The organism is uncultured Aquimarina sp. (assembly GCF_947492965.1).
In the GTDB taxonomy this organism is placed as follows: Bacteria; Bacteroidota; Bacteroidia; order Flavobacteriales; family Flavobacteriaceae; genus Aquimarina.
Genome location: NZ_CANLOZ010000002.1, coordinates 609,200 through 623,203 on the forward strand (window position 1 = coordinate 609,200; position 14,004 = coordinate 623,203).

Here is a 14,004-nt window from a genome sequence, read left to right on the forward strand (position 1 = left end):
TCTAGGTTAAGTGCTTATAAAATTAATAAAAATTAGACCCGATAATTACAGTAGTTTATTCTTAACGCTATACATAACATTATGATTACAACTTCAATTCAACTTAAATTGTTTTGTGAAAGAAGGATTGAGATATAATATTATTTCATTTACAGGAAAAGAAAGGTCAAAATGAGGTTCGAATGCCTTAACGACTTGGGGCATTTCTAATGAGAAATGAAAGGATAAAAGAGGTTTTAAAGTTTCCTTATCTTTTTTTAGAAAAAAAGAATCTAGATTTTCTTCGGTAAATTCTTTTCTATATTCTTTTATTGTTTCAACTCTATCAAGATCTATCTTTTCTTTGGTATCAGAATCCTTTATCTCTTTATCAATCGCATTCTGCACCTTAGTATTTATCAGAGCTAAAAATTCTATTTTTTTAGATTCTTCTATGATGTCAAAAACGTTATATAATTCTCCATTTCTTAGATTAAAATTATAAAATGAAATATTTTCCTGTGATGCTCGGTCAAGGTAGTAGGAATCTTTTAAAGATAGAAAGTAATTACTATTATAAAGTACTTCATATTCATTAAAAATAAAATTAGAGAAATCATAGGCCTCATTACAAGATTTCTTTAAAGAATCTATAGATTTCTGATAAATTGATATATATGAATTAGTGTTTTGATCATATTCTTGTTCCAACAAGTATGCATTAATTTTCTTTTCAATAAATATATCTTTATGAGTTATTTTAATCGTATTAAAACTATATTCTCCTTCCAAAGCTGAACAGATAATAGTATCCTTTTTAAGCTCATATTTAACAGAGGTCAAATCTTTTTGGGACTGACAACTAAAAGAGAAAAATAAAATTAGAAATATGTGATTTAGTTTACTCATTAATGTCATGACTTTTTAAATTAATTGACTTTTCTTTATATTTATTCCATAGTTCTAATCCGTTTGGAAATATCACTTTTCTCGCAACTTAACTCTTTAGGTATACTAACATTAGTAATGACTCCATTCTCAAGTTTTTTTACTTGAATCTTCTTCCAACGATTTTCTACTTTATCTGAGAAATAAAGAACTCTATCACTTAGCTTAAAAATTAAAGTATCATTTTTTATGGTGTGTATAATAGTATCTATTTGTTTATAGCTACTTATGGTATCAATTCTGATATCCTTAGATGTTTTATCATCAATAGAAGAAATATTTTTACTCTTTTTTTCTTTACAAGAGAAAAAACATATTAATAGAAGAAAAAAAAATCTATAATAATTCATAATATAAATTATCCGAAAAATTTGATTTCAATTTTAAATACTACATTTACATTTTATAACTATAAAAAGGTGAATTTGACTTCCTAGATATTTCGGTATATTTTTCTTTTTTAAAAATTCTTATCGCGTCCAGTATCAAATCATTTCCTTTAGAAATATTACATTTCTTAAATGTTGTTGCCTTTAAAAAGTCTAAAACAATGATATATTTATTATTATGGTCTGAATAGAAAAGATTAGTATGTTCAAGTCTTTCTTCATACCATACATTAGTTTCTTTTAGATCAAATTTATCATTAAAGTATTGTTGATTTGAAAAAATAAGACATTCACGAAAATTTAAACTTATTAGATTCTTTTGTTGAGAGATGTTAAACTTATATTTATTAAATAATAGTAATGAGTCTTTAGCCTTCTCATCTATGGAAATGATATCATTAAATATTGATTTAGCAATCTGAATACTTGAAGAATTATTTTCTTTATTTTCTAAAATATTCTCTTTTTTTGTGTTAGCTGTAACCTCTACAACTACATTTTTATCTTCAGTTTTAGCATTTTTACAACTAAAAATTATAGCAATAATAATCCAGAAATAAATGCATTTTAGTAATTGAGATGAACCTTTAATAATCATTTTAAAACTTCAACATCTGCTCGTTTAATATATCCGCCTGAAATGATCTTTCCATCGTAATACACTTTAACCCAGTTCTCATTAACATCTTCCATATAGGCAATATCTCCCTTTACTAAGAAGGCCTTTCTTTTAGATGTTTCTGACATTTCATTATGAAAAAAAGTTTTACCTACTGTTATCTTTACTTTTTTTGATTTTTCATTTATACCATATCCACTTATATAGTCTAAATTTTCTTTTTTCAATGTTGTTTTTAACATGTTGAAAATTTCTATTGGCAATGATGAAATTAATCTAAAGCTAACGTACTTGTCCTTTTCATCGTAAACAAAGCCATCATCCAAAACTTCTGTTACATCAAAATATCTTTGACATTCAATACTTCTTTCAATATTGGTTTTATCATATGTTTTTTGTCCTTTTTTAGATCTAACTAACATGGAACCCGATTTTTGTAAAGTATTTAAAAACTCATCCTTGTTTTTAGAAAAATCATCATTAAAAGTATCTAAAAAGCCTATATAATACTGATCTATTTGCACATTACTTTTACTCCCATTCACCAAAATTATATCAAGGACTTCATTACCACTAATGATCTTATAATATTTATGCTTATTATAATCTTTAAAATCAGATTCATGTTCTAGATATTCGGAATAGCTTTCCCAAATACCTTGAAAATCGTCTAATGAATGTTTCGATTTATTTTGATGTACAGGCTCAATAATTACTTCCTCAGCAATGCTTTCGGAAATCACCTCTTCTTTTTTTACACTATCGCTCTGTTTGCAGGCGAAAAAAAGAAATAACACAGAGAAGATTAAGATCTTCGTTTTATTTATGTTTTTCATCATTTTTTTATTTATCAAGAACTTCATAGGCTTTCTTAGTATACCTCTTTCTATGAGTTAATCCATTATCGCCACCGTTTACATCATAAGTAACGGATGTGATCGCGGCATTATTATTTCCTTGATCTGCTTTACTATTTGTCCCATCCTGAACGTGAGTCCATATTATCATAGATGCCTTAATAGCGACCTCTACATCCGTTTTTAAAAGAGAAATATCATCACCCATAAAATCTTTGGTATCCTCCGGATATAATTCTTTCCATTTTTCATCTAAAGCCTTATACTTATCCTTTCCTGTTAAATGTATAAAACCAACACCAAAATAATCAGAACCATCTTCGGTAGATTTCTTACCATTTTCCATTCTACATCCATATACATAATCAAAAAGAGTCTTACTTTCAATATAAGACGACTTTATGCTATAATCTTCTTTAAAGGCATCATAGTCCCAAGACGCTACGTATTTTCCTTTTAAAAGAACTCTTGTTACTTCAATAGGGTCATCAACATCTCTCTTATGACCATAGTTTTTCTGATAATTTGTTGTGGGATTAGAATATTCGCATTCTAGTGTTGCATCATAACCTTCAATTAAATCATGATATTTAAATGTGTATTTACCAGATTTGGTTGGATGAGAAACTAAAACTTTTCTCAAAAAAGTATCATAAATATTTTTTGCTTTATATCCATAATTTTCTTGCAAAGCTCTTAGTTCACCTGTTTCAGTACCAATCTGTCCAAGAAAATGAGACATCCTGTCCAAATTATGTATTTCGAATTCATCACTATTATTATTAATTGCTTTTGCGACTTCTTCTCTCCTTGTTTTTTTTGATTTTGGAAATATTTCCAATAATTGCTCTGGAGTAATAGGAAATTTAGGACCTCCTTTTAATTCAAACCATTGTCCATCCGTATCTAACCATCTGTTCGTAATTTTTTCTCCTCTTATTTCTCCTTCTTCTGTATCTCCGAGATATTGAATATTTAATTCAGTTTGTCCTTCTAAAGTATGTGCATCAGCTAAAATGTATAATAATGTCTTTTTACCTGTTGCTTCACTTAATGATTTTATCCAACCATCTTTTTTTTCTTCATTACTGCTATCAATTGCTATTTTAAAAATAGCCTGATCGGCAAAATCATCTTTATTTAAATAATCAGTCTCGCACATACCTCCTATAGTAGTCTTTACCATAGTATTGTAATTACCCTGATCATCTTTAAGCATTATATTCTCATCTTGCTCTTCGATCCCCTTTTCCTTTCCTTGACGGACATTAATCGACATAGTCCTACCTTGAAGCAACTCAGTTTCTACTATTACATAGATTTCTTTTCCAATATTACCTTGATCAACTTTTTTAAAAGTTATCTTCTTTTTCTTTTCTTTTGCTGCAACAAGTATAGGTAGAGTAATTTCTTGTCCTATATTAAGACTGTTTTGATTTGCAGTAGTAATTGTTGCATCACTTTCTATAATAGCTGCAACTGTTGTACCTTTCTTATTAGCTATTTTACTTAATGTATCACCAGATTGCACAGTGTATATTTCATTATCTTGAGCACCTGTTTCACTTTCCACTTCAATCTCTTCTATAGTAGCTTCCGCAAAATAGGCTTTTGTCACTTTTGGTCTTATTATTTTAAGAGAGGGGACTGATTTAAATATATTAGGAAAATCCTTGAATGTTAGCGTTGGCATATTCTATTTCTTTTGAGTGATAATCTCTAATTTAATTTTTTGAGTATCTGAGGTGATTGTTAGATCTTCAATAATATCATTTGTTAGCACTTCTCCATTGTACTTAAAGTCATTTTGATTATCATCAAGATCTATATCAACATCTTTACCTACACCATTTTTAGTTTTCAATACAAGATAAACAGCAGTTCCTGACTGTAATTCATCATCTGGTATCCTATTTCCATCCATATCGGTATAATACATATCCTCTATTTCAGGTTCAACATTCTCCTCCCTCTCCGTAATCGGAGCAGCTTCAGCAAAAGGATTGCTGGGATTCCAGTTTTTTTCGAAAACCTGTCCACGTACTCTCTGAATACCTGGCGATAGCAATAGTTCCATTTTTAAGGGATCATTGCCTTCCGCATTAAATTTTTCATCTAATTGTACGCAGTGGCAATTACCAAACTCAAAATCAAATAGCTTACTAAACCCATCCCTCTTGTAAAAGCGAACATAACCGTTGTACATGGTATGGGTAGAAAACATCCAATCATAAAATAATTCATCATTTTTGGTAGACTCTACAAGTAAATGGATTTTACCATTTTGAATAGTCGTTTGTGGACGTCCGTTAGCATCTACCAATTGTTGATACAAAAATGCGCTGTTCAGTACATTTCGTTCTTCGTCATTAATAAAAAGTTTCGCCTGAAAGGCCATAGCGTGACAATTTGGAATTTGGAGCAGTAAAATATCAAAAATATGTGGAAGGAGCTACATGCAAACAAATTATTTCGATATAGGTATAAATTCCCGGATAAACTTCCTACAAAAATGATATTTTTAAGTATATGTAGGATCTAGCATGTCGAAAGATTATTTTTTGAAAAGGTCATTTATTTTATTGATTTCACTTTGAAAGCACTTCTACACGTGTCCGCCAACGAAGGAAGCTCAATTTTACAAATTAGTGTACATCCATAAACCGTATAAAACATGAGTTCATAAAATTATTTCTAACATTAGACACATTCTTTTTTGCATTGTCCACCCTTCGACAGGCTCAGGATGACTAACAAAAAAACGGTAGTCTGAAGAAAACAATACTAAAAATTTTGCTCAATCCGCTACATAAAATGAAGCTGTATATAGTATCATATGCAATCATTTGATCTATAATATTTCTACTATACTTTGTCTTAGAACATTTTGCGAATTTTATGTTACGCTTCGTTCTCTTCATTTTTCACATATTATTTTCTAAGGACGAAATTTAAAAGTATGATATTAGCCGCAATCCAAAACCAGTTTACTACTGGAGAAACTAAGTATGAAAGCTCATAATTATCGATTCTTGTAGAATATCTTGAGCTGAAAGAGGAATGCTTGATTAACTAGCCTTTGATCGGATGACACTTGTAAGTACTTTGGCCCAATGAATAGCATCTCCTAAAGTATCGAATCCCCTGATCTTGTTGCGCATAAACAACTTTTCTAATAACACATTCATTAACCCTTTGGGAGTATAACTTACAATACCATAAGCACGAAGTTTATAGTCACTTCTGTAAAACTTAATCCAATCACTTGGCTTTACGGCATAAGAATGTACTCTATTGGTAATATATACAATTTCTCCGCCATCGTGATCATATAAATTGGTAAGGTGTTCTACCAGAATTTTGGCATGATCATCCCAGGTAAAAACAACATCTTCATTGATTTCGCCAACAACATAACCATCGAATAAATAAAAATTTCCAAAGGAATAATTTAACTCCTGGATGGCTTCGCGAAAAAATACAGTGTCTTTAAGGTATTGCATAGTGTAAAAATAATACATCTATGATCTGAGTGAAAAAAAATACCTATGAAAGGTACACATATTTCGGTTAATAAACAAAAAGTGTAGACGAATGGTATTCTACAAGGTTTGAATGGATAATAATTAAAAGGCTTAGGTTTTCGAGGCCTAACAAGTTCATCATATATATGAAGGTCTTATAAATTCACCCTTCGAGAGCCTCAGGGTTCAAATCAATCCGAAGGTTGTACTTCGACACCTGTCCGCCTATGGAGGAAGTTCAGCATCCGTCTTGAAGCCCAATAACATTTATTTCTAATACCTAAGTTTTTTATTAAATCCATTCTTTTTTGTATTGCCCACCCTTCGAGAGCCTCAGGGTTCTAATTAACAGTATAAAACAAAAAAACCGCTCCGTAAAAAGAGCGGTTTTTGACAAATCTTGGGGTATATCTCTGGGATTAATTCTTAAGTAATTTCATTGTTTTCGTTTTACCATCTTCAGTGATGATCTTTACAAAATACAATCCTTTATATCCTTTTAGCTCAACATCAAAACGGTCAGTTTCTTTTTGATGATCCGCATAGATAACATCACCAGCCATATTTCTGATCACTATCCCCACATTGGTATAAGTATCATTTAACTGAATTGCTACTTCTCCTTGTGTTGGATTAGGGTATGCACTAAAATCAATCGTCTTGATTTCTTCTACCGGTCTAGCATCTTCTTTATCATCTTGCTTGCCACCAAAATTGCCTATCGTAAATTGTTCTCCTCCCATAGGCTGGAATTCTTCATCTGTTTGTAAAATATTGTAATTAAGATACGTTCCTTCTTTTAGCTCTACTTCTGGTTTTACGAGTAGTTTAAGACTAAAGGTTTCATAAGGTTCAGCCCTAACGTTGTAAATCATCGCCTTAGGCTCATACACTCTATAAATATTCCTATCCACACGCTCAATTCCTTCCATCTTAGCTTCCCCTAACAATTCATTTAGTTTTTCATCTGGCATTAAATAAAAAGCTCCTATTTTTTCAAAAGGGATTCCTGTTTTGTTTTCCGTAACAGCTAACTGAAGATTGATAGCTCTCACTCTTTTATCTATATTTCTGATAAATACTGCAGGTGCTACATTGTTGAACGCATTTATATCATAGACACTAACATTTTTCCATGCAATATTGTTATTATTTTTAGTGTTTTGCCAAACAGAGGCTACCTCAACTCCAATTGGATCGGTAGCAGATTCTATTCTTGCTAGTAAACAAAAGTGGTGTACATCATTTACAAAGTCTGCTGGATTTGGTGGGTACCAAGGAATTTTTACAATAATCTCATCATCTGGAGACGTAGGAATGGCTACATCACCAATAAAATCGCCATGCAGAATATTACTTCCTCCTACCATTTGATAGTAATTGTTCCAATGTACTGGCCAAGATAATCCTGTAGAAGCTTTACTAAAATAGAGCTTAAGCACTCCATCATCGATATTAGAGCAGTTTTTTCTATTGATCCTTACATACACCCAATTAGGACTTAAGAGTTTGTATTCCGGATTTTCATGGGTTAATATACCATCATCATCGTTTCGCACCCAAATATCTGGGCTTAGATACATCGTTCCGGAAGATGGTTCGGTTCCGTCATCTGCCACGGTATCTCGGATATACATATCAGAGGTATCCACCGCCAATACTGCCTGATGCGCATTTAATCTACCATATCCTAGCTCTTGAGAATGCCCTGGCTCTGTTGCATTCCAGTTATAGTCATAACCACCAACCTTATCAGCAGTACATTTTAGAATATCTTCAATCTCCTGATTACTTAATGTTGGATCTACAGATAGCATTAAAGCGGCTACTCCTGAAACCGCAGGAGCAGCAAAGGAAGTTCCATCGCTATTGGCATATACATTTCCATTCTGAGTACTTCTAATTCCCACTCCAGGAGCAGCAAGATCTAGATTAGGTCCAAACTGAGAGAAACCTGCTTTAGCATCTGTATTGGTAGTTGCTGCAACAGAAAACACATTAACATTTGAAGCTGGATAAGATATTGCGCCTCCACCAGAATTACCTGCTGCACATACAATAAATACGCCTGCATTGTATGCATTTTGTAATGCTGTATTAATCGCAGGAGAGCTACCAACAGTCAAACTCAACTGTATGATATCTGCTCCATTATCCATTGCATATATGATCGCATCATCTAAAATAGCAGCATTTGGTGCAAAATCTCCAACACCTTCTAACATCAATCTTGCTCCGACACCGTTATTACCTCCAGCGATACCAGCAATACCAGTATTGTTATTGGTTTTAGCACCCACAACCCCTGCTACATGAGTTCCATGCCAAAAAGGTCCTCTGGAATCATTATCCCCATTATGAAAATCCCAACCTTTCCAATCATCAACGAAACCGTTTCCATCATCATCAATTCCATTTCCTGTGGTAGGATCATTAGGATTAGCCCATGCATCTTCTCCAGGATTAAGGTATACGTTTTGGTATCCGTCGGTTCCTAATCCTAAATCTTCATGAGTCCAATCGGTTCCACTATCTAATATCCCTACAATGACATTACTATTTCCTGTGGTAATATCCCACGCATCTTCGGCATCAATATCGGCATCACTCACCTGCTCCAATCCCCATTGCACACCGAAAAGCGGATCATTTGGCGTTAAGATATACGATCCCATAGTATTTGTAAAGATTTGCTGAGCATCTACCTCTCGGGCCATTTTATCATACGTGTCCAGAATTTTACCTCTGGTAATGATTTTAAAGTCATAAAAACCAAGTCTGTTACTTCTCATCAGTTTCATCCCATAGGTTTCTTCTAATCGTTGAATTGCCTTTTGAGAAGGTGCTTTTTGAAACTGAATCGTGATCTCATCACTTAGTGCAAACTTCTGCCCCGTTTGTTCGTCTACCAATTTCCAACCCTCTTTTTCCTCGGAGAACTGTTGTTGATTGATTGTTCTTGTTTTTTGTGCCCAAGCCATTGTCGTAAACAATAGCAACATACACCATACAATAGTTGTTTTTGATTTCATCTGTAATATATTTTTAAAGTTGATATCGTAAACTTACAAGACACTATACGTGAAGACAATAGGTGTTTTACCCTTTACAAACAGGGATTTGTCCCTTATTGATTATGGTTAAGCAGCAAGTAATTCGTTTTTTAATGAACGATTTAAAAGAATAATACACAAACTCCTCCTAAACAATTTTCTACAAAAGAAACAAACAGTCAACTCCCTGAAAACAGGGTGTTTTTTTCACGGAAAAGAGTGTTTGGCGACTTCTATTACGAAGATATATTTGTACCATAATTAAAACCAATCGATTAATTAACACTTATATAAAAATCATGAAAAAAACCATTTTAAATTTCGCATTAATTATCGCTGTTTTGTTTGCAGCTTCTTGTAAAAATGAAACTAAATCTGAAGCTACTGATACTGCAGATAAGACTGAAGAAGTAGCGACTGAAGAAAAATCTGAAGAAAAAAGCAGTGAAGCAAAATCAACATCATCTGATGGTGTTCCTAGTTTTAGTGACCAAAAGGTTCAGGAATATGTAGATTCTTATGAAGCTTATATCGAAGAATACAAAAAAGCAGTAGAAAGTAAAGATATGACGGCTTTCGCTTCTTTAGGGCAAAAAGGTCAGGAGTTAGGAACAAAAGCTCAGGAAGTTATGGGTAACCTTTCTGGAGATGATGTAAAAAAGCTAAATGATTATATGACAGCTAAGTCGGCTGAGTTACAGGAGCTTTCTAAAAAGCTAATGCAGTAATCATTTAGGACCTATTAAGTTTAGTTATCATAATTGATAGGGGTTATTGAGCAAATCCTGTTCTGTTTAGAACGGGATTTGTTGGTCTTAGCATACACAATGTTCCACATCCTAATACTAAAAAATCAATATGTTACTTCTACATAAATTCCGAAAAGTTTTTAAGCAACAAATTGCATCTATTGGTTTGACTTTGACTTCAGAGAGTGAAGATGAACTGATTGCAAAAAACCATGAAAAACATTTACATCTAAAAACTTACTTGCTCAACTTTGGAGGTTCAGGACAATTAGCAATTGCTGAACTACAAATTATCAAAGGCAATATTGAAAAAGCATTAAAAGAGAACCCTTTTGAAAGTCGTGAAAATTTGCTTACCTCAAAAACTATAGGAAATTACACCTTATACACAGAAAAGGAAGTCCCTAAACAAGAAATAAACTTGGTCTATATGCAAAGTTTAGATACCAAGATTTATAAGGATGATGAATATATTATTATAAAGCAAAAAGGAAATCATGACCTTATTCGTAAAAATCCAGTTTTTATAGATTTCTTAAGAGGTAAAATAACGATCGATGAATTGTTTATCCTAATTGCTTCGATGCAAATTCCAAATGGATTATATCTTCAAAAACCACATGGATTTGGAGATCCTAAGAAAATAAAAAAATGGAAAAAGATAGGAACAGTCATTACGATACTAACAGCAATTACACTTATCTTGGTTCGTATCCTAAAATATATGCAAATACATTAGATATATCTTATTAAGGAAGTTTTTGATATTTTTGAGCGCAACCTTCTATACAGGAATAATATAGAAACAATCTTCCTTCCTTTATTTCAAAACTAATACCGATGAAATTTTCGCAATCTGCAGTAATAGTGCTTTCATCCAAAGAATAACTAACGGTATTTTCTCCGTCAGAATCGATAGCTAATGTACATATATCACCATTGGTAACGTTTAGCACTCCTTCTTCAAGAAACTCTAATTCCTGATCACTTGAAATCGGCTGAAATGTACCACTTCCATCACCAGGATCGACTAATTGCTCTATCAATCCCCATTTTCCTAACAAATCGGGATTATCGATGTTTGCATCATCATCATTGCTACAAGCTGGCAACATTAAAAATGGGATTACTAGAAGAAAGAAACGCTTTTTCATGAGTTTATCTTTTATGTATTCGTTTTGTAGATACAAAAACAAACAAATGGTTGCTTCATAAATACTAGAATAATAGGTTTAGATTCTTTATTTACAGAGTATCATTTTCTATCACCAACCCTGTATACAAACTTTAATCCACTCCAATCATTATCTATCGCTGCTACTTTTATATCTACCAGTCCTTGTTGTAAAACGTAGATTCTTATCATATCTCTTTTCAAATCCGTAACTATAGTAGAAGTTCCCTTTGGCCAACTTACCCAAAGCATGCCTGTCTTTTTCAATCCAACTTTATATTTTGGTATGATCCCTTCTAATTCTTTCTGAGTTTTGCAAAACACATGAATAAAGTCAAGCTCTTCCTGTACAACCTTTTTCTGGATATGAAGATTATTAGGTATATCAGAAAACAATTTCCAATAATGATCTGGTGCGTTATACAATAATACACTTGTTCCTGCCTTAATTCCCAATTTTTTAGCCAAAGGTGTTCCTGAATACCCTACAGACATAACCACTAATTTATTACACGAAGTATGCTAAAGTTATAAAAAAACGAATAGAGCAAGATTACGAATTATCAAATTCTCAATAAATAGCTTTTAGATTAGTAAAAAGTTAACAATTTATCATCTAAAAGCATTGTTTACCAACGCAAAGTTTTTTACTTTCGGCGTCAATTTGATTGCTAATTCTATTAATTTATAATTTATGAAAAATACTGCGCTAACTGAAACTCACATGGCATTAGGAGCCAAAATGGTGCCATTTGCTGGTTATAATATGCCCGTATCTTATGAAGGAGTAAATGTAGAACACGAAACGGTTCGAAATGGTGTAGGTGTTTTTGATGTTTCTCATATGGGTGAGTTTCTTATTACTGGTCCAAATGCTTTGGAACTCATACAAAAAGTAACTTCTAACGATGCTTCTAAATTAGTAGATGGAAAAGCACAATATAGTTGTTTGCCAAACGACAAAGGAGGAATCGTAGATGATTTAATCGTATATCGTTTAGAAGAAGAAAAATATTTATTAGTAGTAAATGCATCCAATATCCAAAAAGATTGGGATTGGATACAAAGTCATAACACGATGAATGCAAAAATGCGTGATTTATCAGAAGACTATTCTTTACTTGCCATACAAGGACCAAAAGCAGCACAAGCTATGCAATCGCTTACTTCTGTAGATTTAGAAGCATTAAAGTTTTATACATTTCAGGTAGCTGATTTTGCTGGTATCGAACATGTGATTATCTCTGCAACAGGTTATACTGGAAGTGGTGGATTTGAAATCTACTGTAAAAATTCTGAAGTACAACAAATATGGGATAAAGTATTCGAAGCAGGAGCGGATTTTGATATCAAACCAATTGGTCTGGCAGCAAGAGATACGCTACGCTTAGAAATGGGATATTGCCTATACGGAAATGATATTAATGATGAAACCTCTCCTATCGAAGCTGGTTTAGGATGGATTACTAAGTTCTCTAAAGACTTTATTAATTCTGAAGAACTAGCCAAAGAGAAAGAACGTGGAGCAGAAAGAAAACTAGTAGGTTTTGAACTAGATGAAAGAGGAATTCCAAGACACGATTATGATATTGTAGATGGTAATGGAAACGCAATAGGTATTGTAACCTCTGGTACCATGTCTCCTTCCTTAGGGAAAGGAATTGGTTTAGGATATGTTCCAACAGTATTTGCTTCGCCAGGAAGTAAAATTAATATTCAGGTTCGTAAAAAAGCGATTCCTGCAACTGTAGTAAAATTACCTTTTTATAAAGGATAAGTTCTTTATAACAATAATAAACCGTAAGTTAAGTTTCAGGATTACAGATACTAATACATAGTGATCTCTGAAACTTAACTTTTTTAGCACCCCAATATTGAAAAAAATTTTAATCATAGGAGCCAGTGGTTTTATAGGAAATTCCTTGTATAAGGAGCTAAATTCCTATTTTGACACCTATGGAACGTATCATACGGATAATGCTTTCTATGAAAAGAATCAAAAATTTTTTCAGTATGATATGGAACTAGAGGATATCTCTATCCTATTAGATAACTTAAAACCCAATATTATTGTTTCTGCGCTAAGAGGTAATTTCAATTCTCAGATAGATGCACATTACCGTATTATTAGTTGGTTACAAAGAAATACGGCTAGACTAATCTTTATCTCTAGCGCTAATGTATTTGATACTTTTAGTAATTATCCGTCTTATGAACATGATAAAACTTTAAGCGAAAGTATATTTGGTAAGTTTAAAATTAAAATAGAAAATGCACTATTGCGATTACCTACTGATAAATATGTAATTGCGAGGGTACCTATGGTATTCGGTGCTAATACACCGCGTGTACAAGAAATTAAAACTTTACATGATCTTAAAGCGTCTATAGAAGTTTTCCCAAATGTAATTATTAATGCCACATCGATTTCTAAATTAACCCAACAATTACACTACATTATTAACAGAGATAAAAAAGGAATCTTTCATTTGGGAAGTACTGATCTTATTTATCATTTAGATCTTATTACTGAAATATGTGATACTTTACAATTAGAAGATCCTATGTTTAAACAAGTTTTTGATTCTAATAATGATAGGTACCTAGCGGTATTGCCAAAGGATAACATACTTCCAAAAAACCTACAAATCACTACTAAAGAAGTTATTGAATCTGTAATCATTAAATAATATACCTTCTTAACAAAATTAT

At 32.3% G+C, this 14,004-nt stretch carries 14 protein-coding genes; 4 read left to right on the forward strand and 10 right to left on the reverse strand.

The window, feature by feature from the left end:
• Positions 1-93 precede the first annotated feature (93 nt).
• The 8 genes from Q1B37_RS07145 to Q1B37_RS07180 all read right to left on the reverse strand — a co-directional run bounded on the left by Q1B37_RS07145 (position 94) and on the right by Q1B37_RS07180 (position 9,348).
• On the reverse strand, positions 94-888 hold the full coding sequence (locus tag Q1B37_RS07145; protein WP_299897212.1) for a hypothetical protein: 795 nt from the start codon (positions 886-888) through the stop codon (positions 94-96).
• A 41-nt stretch (positions 889-929) separates the two neighbouring features.
• Positions 930-1,277 (reverse strand): hypothetical protein, encoded by a 348-nt coding sequence (locus tag Q1B37_RS07150; RefSeq protein ID WP_299897215.1) that lies wholly within the window; start codon positions 1,275-1,277, stop codon positions 930-932.
• Between the two features lie 46 nt (positions 1,278-1,323).
• Entirely contained in the window at positions 1,324-1,914 is a 591-nt protein-coding gene (locus tag Q1B37_RS07155) for a hypothetical protein (protein ID WP_299897218.1), read from the reverse strand.
• Positions 1,911-2,774: a hypothetical protein gene (locus tag Q1B37_RS07160; RefSeq protein WP_299897221.1), complete on the reverse strand. Its 864-nt coding sequence runs from the start codon at positions 2,772-2,774 to the stop codon at positions 1,911-1,913. The genes Q1B37_RS07155 and Q1B37_RS07160 overlap by 4 nt, the downstream gene beginning before the upstream one ends.
• A gap of 4 nt (positions 2,775-2,778) precedes the next feature.
• Positions 2,779-4,485, reverse strand: a complete 1,707-nt coding sequence (locus Q1B37_RS07165) for a LysM peptidoglycan-binding domain-containing protein (RefSeq protein WP_299897223.1) — start codon at positions 4,483-4,485, stop codon at positions 2,779-2,781.
• Positions 4,486-4,488: 3 nt separating this feature from the next.
• Positions 4,489-5,190 carry a type VI secretion system tube protein TssD gene (tssD, locus tag Q1B37_RS07170; RefSeq protein WP_299897226.1) on the reverse strand — a complete coding sequence of 234 codons (702 nt, stop codon included), beginning with the start codon at positions 5,188-5,190 and terminating at the stop codon, positions 4,489-4,491.
• A gap of 670 nt (positions 5,191-5,860) precedes the next feature.
• The gene (locus Q1B37_RS07175; RefSeq protein ID WP_299897229.1) at positions 5,861-6,313 is read right to left on the reverse strand and encodes a hypothetical protein; all 453 of its coding nucleotides are present in this window, start codon (positions 6,311-6,313) and stop codon (positions 5,861-5,863) included.
• Between the two features lie 422 nt (positions 6,314-6,735).
• The gene (locus Q1B37_RS07180; RefSeq protein ID WP_299897232.1) at positions 6,736-9,348 is read right to left on the reverse strand and encodes a S8 family peptidase; all 2,613 of its coding nucleotides are present in this window, start codon (positions 9,346-9,348) and stop codon (positions 6,736-6,738) included.
• Between the two features lie 320 nt (positions 9,349-9,668).
• Here Q1B37_RS07180 and Q1B37_RS07185 point away from each other — a divergent pair, with 320 nt between their 5' ends.
• The gene (locus Q1B37_RS07185; protein WP_299897235.1) at positions 9,669-10,097 is read left to right on the forward strand and encodes a hypothetical protein; all 429 of its coding nucleotides are present in this window, start codon (positions 9,669-9,671) and stop codon (positions 10,095-10,097) included.
• Between the two features lie 130 nt (positions 10,098-10,227).
• On the forward strand, positions 10,228-10,857 hold the full coding sequence (locus tag Q1B37_RS07190; protein ID WP_299897238.1) for a hypothetical protein: 630 nt from the start codon (positions 10,228-10,230) through the stop codon (positions 10,855-10,857).
• Between the two features lie 10 nt (positions 10,858-10,867).
• On the opposite strand, the gene Q1B37_RS07195 is transcribed toward Q1B37_RS07190, so the two are convergent.
• Positions 10,868-11,272, reverse strand: a complete 405-nt coding sequence (locus Q1B37_RS07195; RefSeq protein ID WP_299897241.1) for a hypothetical protein — start codon at positions 11,270-11,272, stop codon at positions 10,868-10,870.
• A 101-nt stretch (positions 11,273-11,373) separates the two neighbouring features.
• Positions 11,374-11,787, reverse strand: a complete 414-nt coding sequence (locus Q1B37_RS07200) for a DUF3052 domain-containing protein (protein WP_299897243.1) — start codon at positions 11,785-11,787, stop codon at positions 11,374-11,376.
• A gap of 199 nt (positions 11,788-11,986) precedes the next feature.
• Here Q1B37_RS07200 and gcvT point away from each other — a divergent pair, with 199 nt between their 5' ends.
• Both gcvT and Q1B37_RS07210 read left to right on the forward strand, forming a co-directional pair.
• Positions 11,987-13,069: a glycine cleavage system aminomethyltransferase GcvT gene (gene gcvT / locus Q1B37_RS07205; RefSeq protein ID WP_299897246.1), complete on the forward strand. Its 1,083-nt coding sequence runs from the start codon at positions 11,987-11,989 to the stop codon at positions 13,067-13,069.
• A 97-nt stretch (positions 13,070-13,166) separates the two neighbouring features.
• Positions 13,167-13,982: a sugar nucleotide-binding protein gene (locus Q1B37_RS07210; RefSeq protein ID WP_299601054.1), complete on the forward strand. Its 816-nt coding sequence runs from the start codon at positions 13,167-13,169 to the stop codon at positions 13,980-13,982.
• Positions 13,983-14,004: the final 22 nt, after the last annotated feature.

Bases quoted from the DNA above. Each gene is read 5' to 3' on its own strand.
- Q1B37_RS07145 (WP_299897212.1), bottom strand. From the start codon at position 888: ATGAGTAAACTAAATCACATATTTCTAATTTTATTTTTCTCTTTTAGT.
- Q1B37_RS07150 (WP_299897215.1), bottom strand. From the start codon at position 1,277: ATGAATTATTATAGATTTTTTTTTCTTCTATTAATATGTTTTTTCTCT.
- Q1B37_RS07155 (WP_299897218.1), bottom strand. From the start codon at position 1,914: ATGATTATTAAAGGTTCATCTCAATTACTAAAATGCATTTATTTCTGG.
- Q1B37_RS07160 (WP_299897221.1), bottom strand. From the start codon at position 2,774: ATGATGAAAAACATAAATAAAACGAAGATCTTAATCTTCTCTGTGTTA.
- Q1B37_RS07165 (WP_299897223.1), bottom strand. From the start codon at position 4,485: ATGCCAACGCTAACATTCAAGGATTTTCCTAATATATTTAAATCAGTC.
- tssD (WP_299897226.1), bottom strand. From the start codon at position 5,190: ATGGCCTTTCAGGCGAAACTTTTTATTAATGACGAAGAACGAAATGTA.
- Q1B37_RS07175 (WP_299897229.1), bottom strand. From the start codon at position 6,313: ATGTATTATTTTTACACTATGCAATACCTTAAAGACACTGTATTTTTT.
- Q1B37_RS07180 (WP_299897232.1), bottom strand. From the start codon at position 9,348: ATGAAATCAAAAACAACTATTGTATGGTGTATGTTGCTATTGTTTACG.
- Q1B37_RS07185 (WP_299897235.1), top strand. From the start codon at position 9,669: ATGAAAAAAACCATTTTAAATTTCGCATTAATTATCGCTGTTTTGTTT.
- Q1B37_RS07190 (WP_299897238.1), top strand. From the start codon at position 10,228: ATGTTACTTCTACATAAATTCCGAAAAGTTTTTAAGCAACAAATTGCA.
- Q1B37_RS07195 (WP_299897241.1), bottom strand. From the start codon at position 11,272: ATGAAAAAGCGTTTCTTTCTTCTAGTAATCCCATTTTTAATGTTGCCA.
- Q1B37_RS07200 (WP_299897243.1), bottom strand. From the start codon at position 11,787: ATGTCTGTAGGGTATTCAGGAACACCTTTGGCTAAAAAATTGGGAATT.
- gcvT (WP_299897246.1), top strand. From the start codon at position 11,987: ATGAAAAATACTGCGCTAACTGAAACTCACATGGCATTAGGAGCCAAA.